Source organism: Paraperlucidibaca sp., assembly GCF_982810325.1.
Map to the genome: position 1 here is coordinate 1 of NZ_CEYEMI010000038.1, position 15,874 is coordinate 15,874.

The window sequence follows — 15,874 nt, forward strand, 5'->3', positions numbered from 1 at the left end:
AACCCGCGACCCCCGGCGTGACAGGCCGGTATTCTAACCAACTGAACTACCGCTGCGCGTTGGTTACACTATGCGATTGGTGGGTGTTGACGGGATCGAACCGCCGACCCGCTCCTTGTAAGGGAGCTGCTCTCCCAGCTGAGCTAAACACCCGCTGCACATCGTGTGGGCCGCATTATAGGGATAATCCTAGCCCTGTCAAAAGGAAAATGCGCCTTAGGCGCTTGATTGGCCGTTTTCTGAACATGCCAGCCCTTTTGCCGCCTCCACAGCCGCATTTAGCGTTGAAAACAGATTGCCAACCGAATCGCCAGCACGATTACTAATCTGATAGCCCTGCACCTGCAGAGAAAAGCTTGCGCGATCGAGCTCACCGACCTCTAGAACGCTCCAGCCGGTATCTTCCACCGGATACACATTGCCTATCATTAGGCTGTCTCGCTGATGAAGACCGGTGTGCCTGCTCGCGTGCGTTCAAATAGCGCCATCATGTCGGCGTTGCGCAGGCGAATGCAGCCATGCGAGCGTGGCTCGCCCATGGGCTCGGAGTCAGGTGTGCCATGAAAATAGATATAACGGCGCTGGCTGTCGACATTGCCACCGCGATTGAACCCAGGCTCGTTGCCGCAAAGCCAAAGAATGCGGCTTAGAATCCAATCACGGTTGGGATGCTGTGCGTGTAGCTCGGGCGTCCAGGTCTCGCCCGTGAAGCGGCGGCCGCGCAGTACGGCGGCCTGAGGTAGGCCATCGCCAATGCGCGCGCGGATACGATGCCAGCCGCGCGGCGTACATTCGCTGCCGTTAAGCTCGCCTACGCCATTGCTAGCGGTGGAAATGTCGTAATGTGATTGAACTTGGTCGCCACGCAGCTGCCAGAGCTGCTGTGTGGCAATGCCTACTAGCAGCCAATTGCCCGCTGGTGTGACTGTGGGCATAAATAACGGCTTAGTGCAGCGTGGTGTGGTCGTCATCGCCGCCATCAGGATTGGCCATTTGATGGCTAGCAAGCTGTACGCCAGCGCCGATCATTGCGCGAGCAATATCTTGCGCACGGTCACCAAGCAATAGACGCGCTTCGCTAGAGAACTTTACGCTCACCAATGGCTCCGATTTGGCGCCGTCGCCACTGCGACGCAATTGCATCTCGCCGTCTTCACTTTCCGATAACTCTAAGTAAGCAAATTCGCTCATGTTGCCCTCAACACACCGCCGCAAATGGTTTTCGCGGAGGGTTAATGTATTAAAACTCGACCAGCTCCGCGCGGAAAAAGCGAATCATATTGGTCAGTTCGCGATGGATTTCGTGCAGGCCTTCAAGATCACTAGCCGATAGCGGCTGATCTTCCTCGGTCATCACCAATGGAATAGCGATGCGCGCGGGTGACTCGTCGTCGAACTGCATTTCTGGCAGCTCGATAGGCTCGTAGCAGGTCGCACTTAAGGCGCTTAGGCGGCTGACCCAGCTCGATGAGTCTTCGCCCAGACCAAGGATGATCTCGGCCTCAGGAGAACGCGCGCCGCGAACGGCCATTGCTTCACGTAGAGCCTGAGCTGAGCATGCTGCGGGCTGCACTTTGTAAAATTTCGACAGCTCTTGAAACAGTGCGGCTAAACCCGTGTGCAAATGCCAAATTGCCGCCTCACGCGCACTCAGTGCACGCGGCTCACTATTGAACGCTTCACTGTCGGCCAAGGCCTCGGCCAGCATGTCTAGCTGCAAGCGCGCGAAGTACAACTTTTGGTTGGTGCGCGAAGGGTAAGGGTTGCGGTGCTTGCTCATGATTTTTTCACTGCCGCCTTTTTCGCTGGAGCTTTCTTAACAGTAGCTTTCTTGGCTGGTGTTTTTTTAGCGGCCGCTGCTTTCGGCTCAGCTTTTTTCGGCTCAGTTACGCGCCATACGCCATCGACAAAGAAAGCCTGCCAACCAGTGGCCTTACCCTCTTCCTCAGTCATCACATACTGCTCTTTGGTTTTGCGGCTATAGCGCAAAATCGCCGGACGACCTTCGCCATCTTCTGCCGGAGCATCGAGCAAATAGACATGTTTCGGGTCGAGCTTTTCAGCCACCAGTTGAATCTCAGCTACCGTTGGCGCGCGAGTCTCACGGTTTTTCGGAAACTTGCTGGCCGCTAGAAATAAGCCGCTGGCACCATCGCGCAATAAGAAGTGATCATCGACTTTGCTACAGGCGAGCATTGGCATGCTGATTGGGTCGGCCTTGGGTGGCGCAGCTTCGCCATTGCGCAAAAGTTTGCGTGTGTTGCCACAGGCGCTATCGGTACAGGCAAAGTATTTACCAAAACGACCGGTCTTGAGCTGCATATCGCTGGTGCATTTATCGCATTGGATGATCGGGCCGTCATAGCCTTTGATGCGGAACTGGCCTTGCTCAACTTCAAAACCGGCGCAATCGGGATTGTTACCGCAGACATGGAGCTTGCGAGTGGCATCAATCAAATAACTTTCCATTGCCGTGCTACAAATCGGACAGCGATGTTTTGCACGTAGCTGCTGAGTTTCGGCATCTTCTGCGGTATCGAGATCTACAGCTTCATCGCCGCGCGTCAGGTTAACCGTGTGTTTGCAGCGCTCTTTAGGCGGCAAGGCATAGCCCGAGCAGCCCAAAAATACGCCGGTCGAGGCCGTGCGAATTTGCATAGGCCGCGCACAGTCAGTGCAGGGAATATCGGTCGCTACCGGCTGATTCGGGCGCATGCCATCTTCTGCTTGAGCAGCAGCGAGCTTGGCCTTGAAGTCGGCGTAGAAGCGATCGAGCACGCGCTTCCAGTCTTCGCTGCCCTCAGCGACTTGGTCAAGCTGCGCCTCAAGGTCGGCGGTGAAGGCGTAATCCATCAGTGCACTGAAGTTCTCAGTCAGACGGTCGGTAACGATGTCGCCCATTTTTTCCGCGTACAAACGACGGCTTTCCAAGCGCACATAGCCGCGATCTTGAATAGTCGAGATGATCGCCGCATAAGTCGATGGTCGGCCGATGCCGCGCTTCTCTAGCTCTCGCACCAAGCTGGCTTCAGTGAAGCGCGCCACGGGCTTGGTGAAGTGCTGTGTGGGATCAAGCGCGCTCAGGCTCAAGGTTTCGCCAACGGCAACATCAGGCAAGACCACGTCTTCTTTGTCCTTACTCAAGGCACTCATCACGCGTGTAAAGCCATCAAAGCGCAAGATGCGACCACGTGTGCGCAACTCGAAGTCGGCGGCGGCCACGGCCAAGCTGGTGCTGGTGTATTCGGCTTCGGTCATTTGGCAGGCCAAGAATTGCCGCCAGATTAAGTCGTAAAGGCGCTCAGCATCTTTCTCTAAGCCTGCGAGTGTGCCGGGTTTAGCGTTTGCGTCCGATGGCCGAATGGCTTCGTGAGCCTCTTGCGCGCCATCTTTACTGCTGTAGCGAATTGGATTTTCTGGCACATAGCGCTCGCCATAATTCGCCACGATAAACGCACGCGCGCTGGCGACGGCATCTTGGCTCAAGTTGGTCGAGTCGGTACGCATATAGGTGATATGACCGGCTTCGTATAAACGCTGCGCCAAGGTCATGGTTTTCTTCACCGAGAAACCTAGGCGCGTGCTTGCGGCCTGCTGCAAGGTGGAGGTAATGAACGGTGCCGATGGCTTGGTGCGCGTGGGTTTATCATCGCGCTTCGCCACTTTATAGGCGGCCTTTTGCAGTACCGCTAAAGCGGCATCAGCCTGAGCTTTGTTGACTGGCTTGAAGGCTTCACCAGCTTGGCGAGTAACCTCTAAACGCAGCGCCACATCGCTTGGCGTTAAGGTGTCGGCGTGAATCTCCCAAAACTCTTCAGGCACAAAGGCGCGGATTTCACGCTCACGCTCAACCACCAAACGCAGCGCAACTGATTGCACACGGCCAGCGGATAAGCCGCGAGCGATTTTCTCCCAGAGCAGCGGCGACACCATAAAGCCAACAACGCGATCGAGAAAACGTCGCGCCTGCTGAGCATTTACACGGGCAATATTGAGCTCACCGGGCGCTTTAAAAGCCTCGGTAATCGCGGTCTTAGTAATTTCATTAAACACCACGCGCTTATAGCGGCTGTCGTCACCACCAATGACTTCGCGCAGGTGCCAAGCAATGGCCTCCCCTTCGCGATCCAAATCGGTTGCGAGATAGATGATGTCGGCATCTTTCGCTAGAGCTTGCAGCTCGCTGACCACCTTTTCTTTGCCGGGCAAAATCTCGTACTTAGCGATCCACTGCTTTTCCGGGTCAACGCCCATTCGACCCACTAACGCAGCTTGCTGCTTAGCACCTTTCTGAGCAGCTTTTTGCTCAGGCGTGAGTTTGCGCGTCTCGGCTGCGGCTTTCGCGCGCTCTGCCGGCGTACTGCCGCCACCACTTACTGGCAAGTCGCGCACATGGCCTACACTCGACTTCACGATGAAGTCTTTGCCTAGGTACTTGTTGATAGTCTTAGCTTTTGCAGGCGACTCAACGATGACCAGCGATCTGCCCATAGTGGGAGGTTTCCTCAAAAAGTGATGGGGTCGCGCGCTACCAACCCAATAAGCCGCCTATCTTCAAGGCCTTGCGCGAATGGGTCAAGCGCTGGCAGCGGCTAATACTGACCGCATAGTGTCAACCGAGGCGGTTTTTGCATCTTCACGCCAATAGACAATGGTGGCATTGGTCAAAACTTCAATACCCAACCAAGTCTCTGGCGCCGGTGTTGGCCAAGGCATGGCATTGAGCCAAGCTTCGGCGTTATCTACTGGCTGCCAATTGCCTAAACCTGCGTGCCAGCGCCATTTGCCAATGAGCGCTTTCGGTAATGCGTGTGGCCATTGATAGTGCGCAATCATGCGACGACCTTCAGGCAGCTCTAGCCATTCTGGCGCTGGCCGTAGGTGCACGCTGAAACCAGCATCTTTCGCTTGCTTGCGCTGCGCCATGAGTGCGCGATCACGCGGACTAGGTTTCAACCACATGATATTGCCGACAATAAAGGCAATGACTAAGAACAGGATAATGATGAAGGTCATCATGAATGAATTCACTTTTGAATTACTGGAAAGGCGGCAGTCTAGCCTGATTCGCCACTTGTCACACAACTACTGTACATAATGACAGGCTCGGTGTAAGGTTTGTCAACTGCTAATTGAGAACGCCGACATGATCGCACTAACCACACGCCAAGCTGAAGTTTTAGATTTCGTCCGCGACTGCCTAGAGCGCAATGGCATGGCGCCAACGCGCGCTGAAGTGGCGATCAAATTTGGCTTTCGCTCGAAAACAGCAGCAGCCGATCACCTTCGTGCGCTTGAAAACAAAGGCTATATTCGCCTGCATCCAGAACTGTCGCGCGGTATTCAATTGCTTATTGATCCCGATGAAGATGCCGATCTGATACCAGTCATCGGCTCGGTGGCTGCCGGCTTGCCCTTAGAGGCAGTAGAAAATCATGACCATAGCTTGCCAGTGCCACGCGGCTTGTTTAGTAAGCGCCCGACCTATTTGCTGCGCGTGCGCGGCGAGTCGATGAAAGATGCCGGCATTCTCGATGGCGACTTAATTGCCGTCTACAAAACTCATATCGCGCGTGCAGGCCAGATTGTCATTGCCCGTATCGATAATGAAGTCACGGTGAAGTATCTCGATTTCGAGAAGAAGATGATCAAGCTGGTACCAGCTAACACTACGTTTCAGCCACAAATCATCACTCCCGATAAAGTCATCATCGAAGGTGTGTTTGTTGGGCTTATTCGCGATAGCTTTTTGACTTAATAAGCTGGCAGCTCGGGCAGGCTACGCTCTGTGAATGCAAAGCCTAGCCTGCCTACTAACCGCTTCGAGGCTTAGTGCTTGTCCTGAATCAGCTCGATTTTGTAGCCATCGGGGTCTTCGACAAAAGCAATCACGGTGGTGCCATGCATCATCGGGCCAGCTGGACGCGACACCTTGCCACCCTTTGCGATCACTGCATCACAGGCGGCGTAGGCATCGGGCACTGCCAGCGCAACATGACCATAACCCGTGCCTAGCTCGTAGCTGCTGGTATCCCAGTTATGCGTAAGCTCTAGCTCTGCGCCGCCATCACCAAAACCTAGAAATGCCAGCGTAAAGCGGCCGCCCTCGTAGTCTTGGCGGCGAATCAGCTGCATGCCCAACACCTCGGTGTAAAAAGCGATGGACTTATCTAAATTGCCAACGCGCAACATGGTATGCAAGATTTTCATCTGCATCTCCCTCTTCAGTTAGCAAAAAGCCGCGATAGTCGCGGCTTTTTGCAGATACTACTTAAGCTATCAAGATCGCTTAAACGCGCTCGATGATCGTGGCAATGCCTTGGCCCAAGCCAATGCACATGGTCGCCAGACCGATTTGCGTGTCTTTCTGTTCCATCACGTTGAGCAAGGTCGTGGTAATACGCGAACCCGAGCAACCCAGTGGGTGACCCAAAGCAATCGCACCACCGTTGTGGTTAACCTTAGCTTCGGCCTGCTCAAGAATGTTCAGACCTTTCAGTACCGACAAACCTTGTGCGGCAAAGGCTTCGTTAAGCTCAATGGTTTGGATGTCATTGATGCTCAAGCCAGCGCGCTTCAAGGCTTTCTCAGTTGCGGGCACTGGGCCCCAGCCCATGATCGCAGCATCGCAACCAGCAACGGCCATCGAACGAATTTTCGCACGCGGTGTTAAGCCAAGAGCTTTAGCGCGTTCAGCACTCATGATCAGCATGGCAGATGCGCCATCGGACAAAGCCGATGAGGTACCAGCTGTGACTGTACCGCCTTTCGGGTTAAAGGCTGGGCGCAAAGCTGCGAACTGCTCTAGCGAAGCATTTTGACGAATCACTTCGTCGATTTCGCAGAACTGTTTGAAGCCATTAGCGTCGTGGCCTTCAATGCCAACGATTTCATTTTTAAAACGACCGTCGAGGGTGGCAGCCCAGGCTTTTTGGTGTGACATAAGACCAAATTGGTCCTGCATCTCACGGGTAATGCCATTCATAGTGCCGAGCATTTCAGCAGTCAAGCCCATCATGTTCGAGGCTTTTGCGTAATGCTTAGACGCCGCTGGGTTCAGGTCGATGCCATGCATCATGCCAACGTGGCCCATGTGCTCAACACCGCCGATGACAAATACATCGCCTTGGCCAGTCATGATTTGTGCCGCTGCGGTGTGCAGTGCTTGCATCGATGAGCCGCAAAGACGGTTCACGGTTTGGCCAGGAACTGAACGTGGCAGCTCGGCGAGCATGGCGATATTACGCGCCACGTTCATGCCCTGCTCTAGCGTTTGGTTAACACAGCCCCAAATCACATCTTCCACTTCTTCGGGGTTGGCATTTGGGTTACGGGCAAATAGCGCCTTCACCAGCTCGGCCGAAATAGTATCGGCACGAACATTACGGAACATGCCATTTTTGGTGCGGCCCATGGCGCTACGCACGCCATCGACAATCACCACATCACGCGGGTTCAAAGTAGTCATGTCAGGCTCCTAGATCAGCCGAAAAATTTCTGGTTATTGGCGGCCATGGTTTTAATCAAGGCTGGGGCTTCATAGGCTTTGCCTAAATGCGCGAATTTCTCGCACAGCGCCAAGTAGTTAGCGATGCCCATCTGGTCGACATAACGGCAAGCGCCGCCACGGAACGGTGGGAAACCAATGCCCATGATCAACGCCATATCGGCTTCAGCTGCGGTATCAACGATCTTCTCTTCCAAGCAACGAGCGATTTCGTTAACCAGTGGCAGCATTAAGCGCGCGATGATTTCGTCTGCTTCAAACTCTTTGCGCTCGCCAACAACAGGCGCGATCAGCTCATAAGTAGTTGGGTCGACAACTTTCTTCGTTTTGCCCTTCTTGTCTTGTTCGTAGACATAGAAGCCTTTGCCATTTTTCTGGCCATAACGGCTATTGTCGAACATGATTTCAGTAGCCGACTTGTAGTCTGGCTTCATGCGATCAGGGAAGCCTTCGGCCATCACGGCTGCTGCGTGCACGCCAGTGTCGATACCGACCACGTCGAGCAAATAAGCAGGGCCCATAGGCCAGCCGAATTTTTCCATGACTTTATCGATGGCTTGGAAATCAGCGCCATCACGCACCAACATGTCGAAACCACCGAAGTATGGGAACAGCACGCGGTTGACCAAGAAACCTGGGCAGTCATTGACCACGATAGGTGTTTTGCCCATTTGCTGCGCCAATTTTACCGTTGCGGCAACCGCTTCATCCGAGGTTTTTTCGCCACGAATCACTTCCACCAAGGGCATCATGTGCACTGGGTTGAAGAAGTGCATGCCGACAAAGTTTTCGGGACGCTTCAGCGATTTAGCCAAATGCGTGATCGAAATTGTCGATGTGTTCGATGCCAAGATGGTGTCATCAGTCACTAAACCTTCGACCTCAGACAACACAGCAGCTTTCACCTTGGCGTTTTCCACCACGGCTTCAATAACGATATCAACGCTGCCGAAATCACCGTAGTTCAGTGTTGGGCGAATGCTTGACAGCACTTGACCCATTTTCGGTACGGTTAAGCGGCCTTTGGCAACTTGGTTGGAAAGCAATTTAGTTGCCTCGCCCATGCCAAGATCTAGTGCCTCACTACGAATATCTTTCATGATGATCGGCGTGCCTTTGCTCGCCGATTGGTAGGCGATGCCGCCACCCATGATGCCCGCGCCCAATACGGCCGCTTGCTTAATAGCTTTCGCCGATTTCGCTGAATGCTTTTTCGTGGCTTTCTTCACGGCTTGATCAGCCATGAACAGACCAATTAATGCATTCGCCTGTGGCGTTACCGCTGCTTTAGCAAAACCAGCGGCTTCCGCCTTCATCGCGTCATCGCGAGTCATGCTGGCGTGCTTCTGCATGGTTTTCACTGCCAACACTGGCGCTGGGTAGTTGCTGCCGGCTTTACCAGCGACAACAGCCATCGACGTGTTGAACGCCATCATCTGCTCCATCATATTGAGCTTGACGGGGGCGAGCTTCTCGGCTTTTTTGGCCTTCCAATCGAGCTTGCCGGCAATAGCCAAGCCCAATAGGTCAATAGCGGCATCGCGCAGCATTTCAGGTGCAACAACAGCATCAACTGCACCATCTTTCAGCGCAGCGTCAGGGCGTTTTTCGCTGCCACCGGCAATCCACTCAACGGCGTTATCGATACCAATGACACGGCTCAAACGCACGGTGCCGCCGAAGCCTGGGAATAAGCCCAATTTCACTTCTGGCAGACCAACTTTGGCAGTAGCGGACATCACGCGGTAGTCGCATGACAGGCACATTTCGAAACCGCCACCGAGAGCGATGCCGTTGATGGCAACCACGGTGGGCACATTAATATCTTCAAATGCGCTGAAAACAGATGCCGCTTTAGCGGTCCATTCGATAACGCCGGCTTCGCCATTAGCAAATAGCGAACCGAATTCTGTGATGTCTGCGCCAACAATGAACACGCCTTTAGCGGAACTGACCAAGACGCCTTTGATGCTGCTATCGGCCTTAATGGCGTCGGTGGCAGCGGCTAACTCATTGACCGTTAAAGCGTTAAATTTGTTCACCGACTCGTTGGCGAGATCGAAGGTGAGCTCAGCGAGGCCATTGTCCAGCGCTTCCACGCGGATGGCCGATCCCGAATAAATCATGCAGTGATCTCCAAATCAGGGGATGACACACGCCACAGTCGCAACAAGCGGCTATTACAGCGCGTGACTCGAGTTTACTTATCTTGAAAGGTTTTGGCAGGTTCTAGCCCCGCCAATGCCCGTCTATTTGTGACCCGAGGGTCAGTTTACTACCGATTTGGTCGGCTTAACCGCTGCCGCCGCCTCGTCTTTCTCTTCTACTTTATCGTCATCTTTGTCATCGTCTTTTTCAGCATCGTGCCAGACTGCGAAGCGCTCACTAACGGCGGCAAAGACACTACCATCAGGATATTCACCTTCAGCATCGACAACACCAGCAGGTAACCCTAGCAGCAGTTCAATGGCTTCTTCTACGCGACTAACGGCATAGATGCGAAATTGTCCAGCGGCCACGGCAGCGCGAACATCATCGCGCAACATCAAGTGCCGCACATTTTGCACAGGGATGATAACCGCTTGCTCGCCGGTTAAGCCCTTAATCTGACATGCAGCAAAATAGCCTTCGATTTTCTCATTAACGCCGCCAATCGGCTGCACATCGCCAAATTGGTTCACCGAGCCGGTAATGCCAAACGACTGTTTCACTGGCAAGCGTGCAACGGCAGAGAGCAAGCCGCAGAGCTCGCCCAGTGAGGCACTATCACCATCGACACCAGAATACGATTGCTCGAAGGCAATATTGGCGGCAAAACGTAGCGGATGCTCAGCACCGAATCGTGCCTTTAAATAGCTGGTGAGAATCATCACGCCTTTGGAGTGGATGGCACCACCCAGCTCAACATCACGCTCAATGTCGGTGATCTCGCCATTGCCATAATGCGCGGTAACCGAGATGCGCGATGGCAGGCCAAAGCTGGCATCGCCATAGCTGACCACCGTGAGGCCGTTGACCTGACCAATGACCGATCCGGAGCAGCTAAAGAGCTGGCTGCCCATCTCAATTTCTTCTAAATACAGGCGGCGAATACGATCGTGGCGGCGCTCGCGGCCTTGCAGAGCATGAGTGATGTGCTCGCTGGCGATGATCTCGGCCTTAGCCTGCATCGCCCAATAGTTCGATTCGCGCAATAAATCAGCTACGCCGCGTGCATGCAGCGAAAGCAGGTTTTGATCATCAGCAGTACGAGCGCTCTCCTCGATCAAACGCGCCACGCCAGAACGATCTAGCGGCAGCAGACTTTCTCGATTAGCGATATCGGCAAGGAAATGTGCGTAAGCCAGTTCGCTTTCCGGTGTACGCGGCATTTCCGACTCAAAGTCGGCGCGCATTTTGAACACAGTTTCTAGCTCAGGATCGAACTCTTGCAGCAGATAAAATGTCTCACGATCGCCCAAAAGCACCAGCTTTAAATTCAGTGAAATTGGATCCGGCTCCAGCGACACCGTACCGGTGAGCGTGAGCATCTGCTCTAGCGACGACAGCTTAAGATTTTTCGCACGCAATGAGCGTTTCAAGCTCTGCCAAGCGTATGGATGTTCCAGCACTTGCTCGGCTTCTATTAATAGAAAGCCGCCATTGGCCATGTGCAATGCGCCCGGGCGAATCAGCGTGAAGTCGGTGGCGACCGTGCCCATATAAGTGACTTGCTCAACATGACCGAGCAAGTTGTAGTGCGTTGGCAAGTCTTCGTAAATCACCGGCGCACCGGCTTTTGGGTCGTTACTAACCACGGCATTTACTTGGTAGCGCACCGGCGGCAGCTGCTCACCAGCCTGCCCCACCGACACCGTCGCGTCTTGGTTTTCTTCGGCGTTTAACACCAGCTCAAGATGGCTGAGCAGGTCGGCCTTATAGGTTTTCAAATAATCCAACAGGCGCGGATGCTCAGCGTAGCGCTGCTGCAATTTCGCCAGTAAAGGCTCCAGCACCGCGCGCGCGACTTCATCGTTGAGCTTGTCGATTTGCTCGCGATGACGCTCTTCGGCCTGATCCAGCTTGCGTGCAACTTTACCTAAGCGTTTTTCCATCTCGGTGATGGACACTTTAATGCGCGCACGCTGCTCGCCAGAAAGCTTGCTGTGAGCGTCTTCAGTCATCGCCTCGCCAGCGGCATCCATCGGCGAAAAACCATAGCCGCCGGGCGTGCGCAAAATCAGCTTAACGCCCTGCTTCTCGCCGATGCGCGTGAGCTGCGCGAGTGCATCTTGCTGAGCGCGGGTGATCTGCAGCTTTAGGCTATCGCGGCGCTCTTGGTAACGATCGCCCTCGAAGGCATTGAGGATGCGGTCAGCGAGCTGGCGCCAAAGCTTATGCATATCGGCGCGAAAACTTTTGCCCATGCCCGCTGGCAGTTCAATGGCCTCGGGGTAACGTGGATCGAGGAAGTTATTGACGTAAATCCAGTCGCTAGGCGCTGGCATCGACTTCGCCAGACCATCTAAATAGCGGCGAATCATGGTGCGTTTGCCAAGGCCATTGCTGCCGATAGCAAATAAGTTATAGCCGTCGTGTGGCATGGCCACGGCCATCTCGACCGATTCGCGCGCACGTTCTTGACCGAGGAAATCGGTCATCGGCTTTAGGCGTTTTGTATTGCGAAATGGCAGATTTTTCAGCCGCGTGGGGCTGTAGAGCTGACTTAGTAATAATGGCTTCATCATATGCCTTCTCCTGTTGCTGCGGCGCTGGAGGCATCGGTAATACTGGCCTCTGCTGTGCGCGAAAAAGGGATGGCGTAGGTGCCGGTGGCCTGAGCCACCAGGCTGTTATCTAGGCTGGAGCGAATGTGTACATCAATGACCGCCGAGCGACGGCCTAAGCGTAAAAACCGCGCTTCGGCGAGTAAGTCGGCAGGCTGTGGTTTTTGCAGGAAATTGATATTGAGATTTTGCGTCACCGCCAAGCCTATTGGGCCCAGCGTGGCTAAAATAATCGCATACATGGCGGTATCGGCCAGAGCCATCATGGTCGGGCCAGACAAACTACCACCGGGGCGCAGCTGATCATCGCGGTAAGCGAGGCGCACTGTGGTGCTCTCGGCAGTGACCGTTTCCACTAGGCAACCCGACTCGGCGTAGGCCGGCAAACCGGCGCAAATAAACTGATCGACCTCGGCCGCAGTCATCTTCATAGCATGCATCTCAAAAAAACCTCCCGCAGTTTGCCATAAGCTGGGCTCATTCTCGTAGATAGTTGCGCCCGCAATTCGTAAACTACGCGGCTATATACATCTGCTTATTGAGAACTCAGCCATGCGCGCCAGTCAAACCTTGCTTGCCACCCTCCGCGAAACCCCTGCCGATGCTGAGGTGATTTCGCATCAGCTCATGCTCCGCGCCGGCATGATTCGCAAGCTCGCCAGCGGCTTGTACAACTGGCTGCCGCTGGGCAACCGCGTGCTGAAAAAAGTTGAGCGCATCATCCGCGAAGAAATGGACCGTGCCGGTGCGCTGGAAGTACTTATGCCAGTGACACAACCCATTGAACTATGGGAAGAAACTGGCCGCGCCGTACAATATGGCCCTGAGCTTTTACGCTTTAGCGATCGCCACGGCCGCCCTTTCGTGCTCGGCCCTACGCACGAGGAAGTAATCACCGATCTCGCGCGCAATGAGCTGCAAAGCTACAAACAATTGCCGGTGAATTTCTACCAAGTGCAAACCAAATTTCGTGATGAGATTCGCCCACGTTTTGGCGTTATGCGCTCACGCGAATTCATCATGAAAGATGCCTACTCGTTTCACATTGACCATGCCTCGTTAGAGCAAACCTATCAGGTCATGTTTGATACTTATTGCCGCATCTTCACGCGATTGGGCTTAAATTTCCGCCCTGTGCAGGCCGACACTGGCTCTATTGGCGGCACCGGCTCGCATGAATTCCATGTGCTCGCCGACAGCGGCGAAGATGACATCGCTTTTTCCGACACTTCCGATTACGCCGCCAACGTGGAAATGGCCGAAGCGCTGGCGCCATCTAGCCCACGAGCTGCGGCAACGATGGCGATGCAAGCGGTCGCGACGCCAACGCAAACGCTGTGTGCGGAAGTCGCTGAATTGCTGAATGTGACGCTGACACAGGTGGTTAAATCAGTGGCAGTTGTCGCGCCAGTGCCTGTCGATGCCGACACGCTGAAAGCCAACCCCAAAGCCCTGCCCGGCCAGCGTTTCTTCTTACTTTTACTGCGCGCTGATCATGAATTAAACGAGATCAAAGCCAGCAAGCTCGATGGCTTAAAAGATATGCGCTTGGCCACTAGCGAAGAGATTCAAGCGGCGCTCAGCTGCGTGCCCGGATTCATCGGACCTGTTGGTGTAAGCGCAGATGTGACGGTGATTGCTGACCGCACGGCGGCGGCAATGAGCGATTTTATCTGCGGCGCTAACCGCGTGGGCGAGCATTTGAACGGCGTGAATTTTGACCGCGACTTGCCCGAGCCCATCGTGGCTGATATTCGCAATGTAGTGGCTGGCGACCCATCGCCTTGTGGCAAGGGCACGCTGGCGATCAAACGCGGCATCGAAGTTGGGCATATTTTCCAGCTCGGTCAGAAGTACTCAGCGGCATTGGGCGCAAGCGTGCTCGGCGAAGGCGGCAAGCCACAAGTGATGACCATGGGCTGTTACGGCATCGGCGTTACCCGCGCCGTGGCCTCGGCCATTGAGCAGAACTACGACGACAAAGGCATCATTTGGCCAGATGCTATTGCGCCGTATCAGATCGCTTTGGTGCCGATGAACTGGCAGAAATCGCAGCGCATCCAGACAGAAGCTACTGCACTTTACGAGCAGCTAAAGGCCGCTGGTTACGATGTCTTGCTGGATGATCGCAATGAGCGCCCTGGCGTGAAGTTTTCCGACATGGAGCTGATCGGCATCCCACACCGATTGGTGATGGGCGAGAAAGGTTTGGATGCTGGCACGATTGAATACAAAGGCCGCCGCGACGCTGAGTCTCGCGATATTGCTTTGGATGAGCTGATGGCGTTTTTGGGCGAGTCGGTAAAAGCCTAAAACGTGAGAAACGCTTGCCTCTGTTGCTTTGGAGGTAAGCGCTTCTAACCCTTCAGCGTCAAAAACAACCTCAAATCTAACTCTAGCTGATGATAGTCCGGCTCCATATGCTGGCAGAGTTGGTAAAATGCCTTGTTGTGCTCCTTCTCGCGTAAATGCGCGAGCTCATGCACCACCACCATGCGCAGCAACGGCTCCGGCAGCGTTTTCAGCAACGCCGACACCTTGATCTCATTCTTGCGTTTGAGCTTGCTGCCCTGCACCCGACTCACAAATCGATGCTGCCCCAGCGCGTTATCGATGACATGTAACCGCGCATCGTAAAACACCTTAGTCACCGCCACACTGCTGCGCATATGCTGCTGCTTTAGCCGCTGCGTGTAGTCATACAACGCGCCATCGTTTTGGATGGCGTGCGCCGGCGCATCCGGATAGCGCTTCGCCAGCCACGCGCCGAGCTGACCATCATCGATAAGCTGCTGCACCTGCTGGCGCAGCGCTGGGCTATAGCCCCCGAGGTATTTAAGACTGCTCGTCACACACTACTCTCAATTTCAGTACACCCATAAATACACCTAAAAATCCTCATACTCAGTCAAAATACTGCTTTAAAAAACTTCATCGCCAAGCAATAGTTATCTAGCATTAGAGTGCCCCCGCATATAATGACTCATAGCTCTACCAAATCCATAGTTAACTAACATTATGTAGATAAAGCTTGAATTTTATTTAAAATGAAACTATAAAGCACGTGTCTCAACTAACCTTAGGTTTAACAAATGATTGATGTCTCCCATTTAACAGTAAATCAACTGGATGATTTAATTGCTCAAGCGCAAAAGGAAATTACGCGCAAAAAGGCTTTGGCTCGTAAGTCATTAATGGCAGATATGGAAAAGCTAGCACGCGATGCTGGTGTTTCCTTGAATGAGCTCTTCCCAGAAGCTGGCGCCGCTAAGCCAAGCAAAGTGAAGACGCCGGTTGCTCCTAAATACCGCAACCCCAATGATGCTTCGCAAACATGGACAGGCCGTGGTCGTCAGCCGCTATGGATTGCTGCACTGTTAGCTGAAGGTAAGCGCCTAGAAGATTTGCTAATTAAATAGCAATAACCCTCGTTCGGCGTCTTGCATCTAGACTATTTTGTACTAGAATGCCCGCACGCCGTACGCGGCGGGCGATTAGCTCAGGGGGAGAGCACTACCTTCACACGGTAGGGGTCACTGGTTCGATCCCAGTATCGCCCACCAAACATTAAAACCTGCAAAGCCTTGTGCGATGCGGGTTT

Annotated in this window: 14 protein-coding genes, 2 tRNA genes and 1 pseudogene; 4 read left to right on the plus strand and 13 right to left on the minus strand. The window is 53.9% G+C overall.

Annotated elements, in window-relative coordinates:
* Nucleotides 1–77: 77 nt before the first annotated feature.
* The 7 genes and pseudogenes from AC3DKE_RS10135 to AC3DKE_RS10165 all read right to left on the minus strand — a co-directional run bounded on the left by AC3DKE_RS10135 (nt 78) and on the right by AC3DKE_RS10165 (nt 5,019).
* Nucleotides 78–153: transfer RNA gene (locus tag AC3DKE_RS10135), tRNA-Val, on the minus strand.
* A gap of 63 nt (nt 154–216) precedes the next feature.
* Nucleotides 217–429, minus strand: coding sequence for a hypothetical protein (locus AC3DKE_RS10140; RefSeq protein WP_340675357.1), 213 nt, complete (start codon nt 427–429; stop codon nt 217–219).
* A complete protein-coding gene (locus tag AC3DKE_RS10145; protein ID WP_379072070.1) occupies nt 429–935 on the minus strand; it encodes a L,D-transpeptidase family protein in 507 nt (168 codons plus the stop codon). Before AC3DKE_RS10145 ends, AC3DKE_RS10140 begins: the two co-directional genes overlap by 1 nt.
* 10 nt (nt 936–945) lie before the next feature.
* On the minus strand, nt 946–1,191 hold the full coding sequence (locus tag AC3DKE_RS10150; RefSeq protein ID WP_340675359.1) for a hypothetical protein: 246 nt from the start codon (nt 1,189–1,191) through the stop codon (nt 946–948).
* Nucleotides 1,192–1,240: 49 nt separating this feature from the next.
* On the minus strand, nt 1,241–1,780 hold the full coding sequence (locus AC3DKE_RS10155; protein ID WP_340675360.1) for a DUF6586 family protein: 540 nt from the start codon (nt 1,778–1,780) through the stop codon (nt 1,241–1,243).
* 113 nt (nt 1,781–1,893) lie between these two features.
* A pseudogene (gene topA / locus AC3DKE_RS10160) lies at nt 1,894–4,485 on the minus strand (type I DNA topoisomerase); the annotation flags it as partial.
* A gap of 90 nt (nt 4,486–4,575) precedes the next feature.
* Nucleotides 4,576–5,019 carry a hypothetical protein gene (locus AC3DKE_RS10165; protein WP_340675362.1) on the minus strand — a complete coding sequence of 148 codons (444 nt, stop codon included), beginning with the start codon at nt 5,017–5,019 and terminating at the stop codon, nt 4,576–4,578.
* 127 nt (nt 5,020–5,146) lie between these two features.
* On the opposite strand from AC3DKE_RS10165, the gene lexA reads away from it, so the two are divergent.
* On the plus strand, nt 5,147–5,758 hold the full coding sequence (lexA, locus tag AC3DKE_RS10170) for a transcriptional repressor LexA (RefSeq protein ID WP_340675363.1): 612 nt from the start codon (nt 5,147–5,149) through the stop codon (nt 5,756–5,758).
* A gap of 71 nt (nt 5,759–5,829) precedes the next feature.
* Here the strand turns inward: lexA and gloA are convergent, their stop codons facing one another.
* From gloA to AC3DKE_RS10195, 5 genes are all read right to left on the minus strand, one after another.
* Nucleotides 5,830–6,210 carry a lactoylglutathione lyase gene (gloA, locus tag AC3DKE_RS10175; RefSeq protein ID WP_379068565.1) on the minus strand — a complete coding sequence of 127 codons (381 nt, stop codon included), beginning with the start codon at nt 6,208–6,210 and terminating at the stop codon, nt 5,830–5,832.
* A gap of 79 nt (nt 6,211–6,289) precedes the next feature.
* A complete protein-coding gene (gene fadA, locus AC3DKE_RS10180; protein ID WP_379068562.1) occupies nt 6,290–7,468 on the minus strand; it encodes an acetyl-CoA C-acyltransferase FadA in 1,179 nt (392 codons plus the stop codon).
* Between the two features lie 14 nt (nt 7,469–7,482).
* Entirely contained in the window at nt 7,483–9,633 is a 2,151-nt protein-coding gene (fadB, locus tag AC3DKE_RS10185) for a fatty acid oxidation complex subunit alpha FadB (RefSeq protein ID WP_487990613.1), read from the minus strand.
* A 141-nt stretch (nt 9,634–9,774) separates the two neighbouring features.
* Nucleotides 9,775–12,234, minus strand: coding sequence for an AAA family ATPase (locus AC3DKE_RS10190; RefSeq protein WP_411730281.1), 2,460 nt, complete (start codon nt 12,232–12,234; stop codon nt 9,775–9,777).
* A complete protein-coding gene (locus AC3DKE_RS10195; protein WP_340675368.1) occupies nt 12,231–12,704 on the minus strand; it encodes a PaaI family thioesterase in 474 nt (157 codons plus the stop codon). Before AC3DKE_RS10195 ends, AC3DKE_RS10190 begins: the two co-directional genes overlap by 4 nt.
* Before the next feature lie 121 nt (nt 12,705–12,825).
* On the opposite strand from AC3DKE_RS10195, the gene AC3DKE_RS10200 reads away from it, so the two are divergent.
* On the plus strand, nt 12,826–14,586 hold the full coding sequence (locus AC3DKE_RS10200) for a proline--tRNA ligase (protein WP_340675369.1): 1,761 nt from the start codon (nt 12,826–12,828) through the stop codon (nt 14,584–14,586).
* A gap of 44 nt (nt 14,587–14,630) precedes the next feature.
* Here AC3DKE_RS10200 and AC3DKE_RS10205 read toward each other — a convergent pair whose 3' ends face one another.
* Nucleotides 14,631–15,125 carry a M48 family metallopeptidase gene (locus AC3DKE_RS10205; protein ID WP_340675370.1) on the minus strand — a complete coding sequence of 165 codons (495 nt, stop codon included), beginning with the start codon at nt 15,123–15,125 and terminating at the stop codon, nt 14,631–14,633.
* Between the two features lie 240 nt (nt 15,126–15,365).
* On the opposite strand from AC3DKE_RS10205, the gene AC3DKE_RS10210 reads away from it, so the two are divergent.
* Complete coding sequence (locus AC3DKE_RS10210; RefSeq protein ID WP_340675371.1) at nt 15,366–15,692, plus strand: H-NS histone family protein; 327 nt, start codon at nt 15,366–15,368, stop codon at nt 15,690–15,692.
* Nucleotides 15,693–15,761: 69 nt separating this feature from the next.
* Nucleotides 15,762–15,836 (plus strand) — tRNA-Val (locus AC3DKE_RS10215).
* The last annotated feature ends 38 nt before the right edge of the window (nt 15,837–15,874 follow it).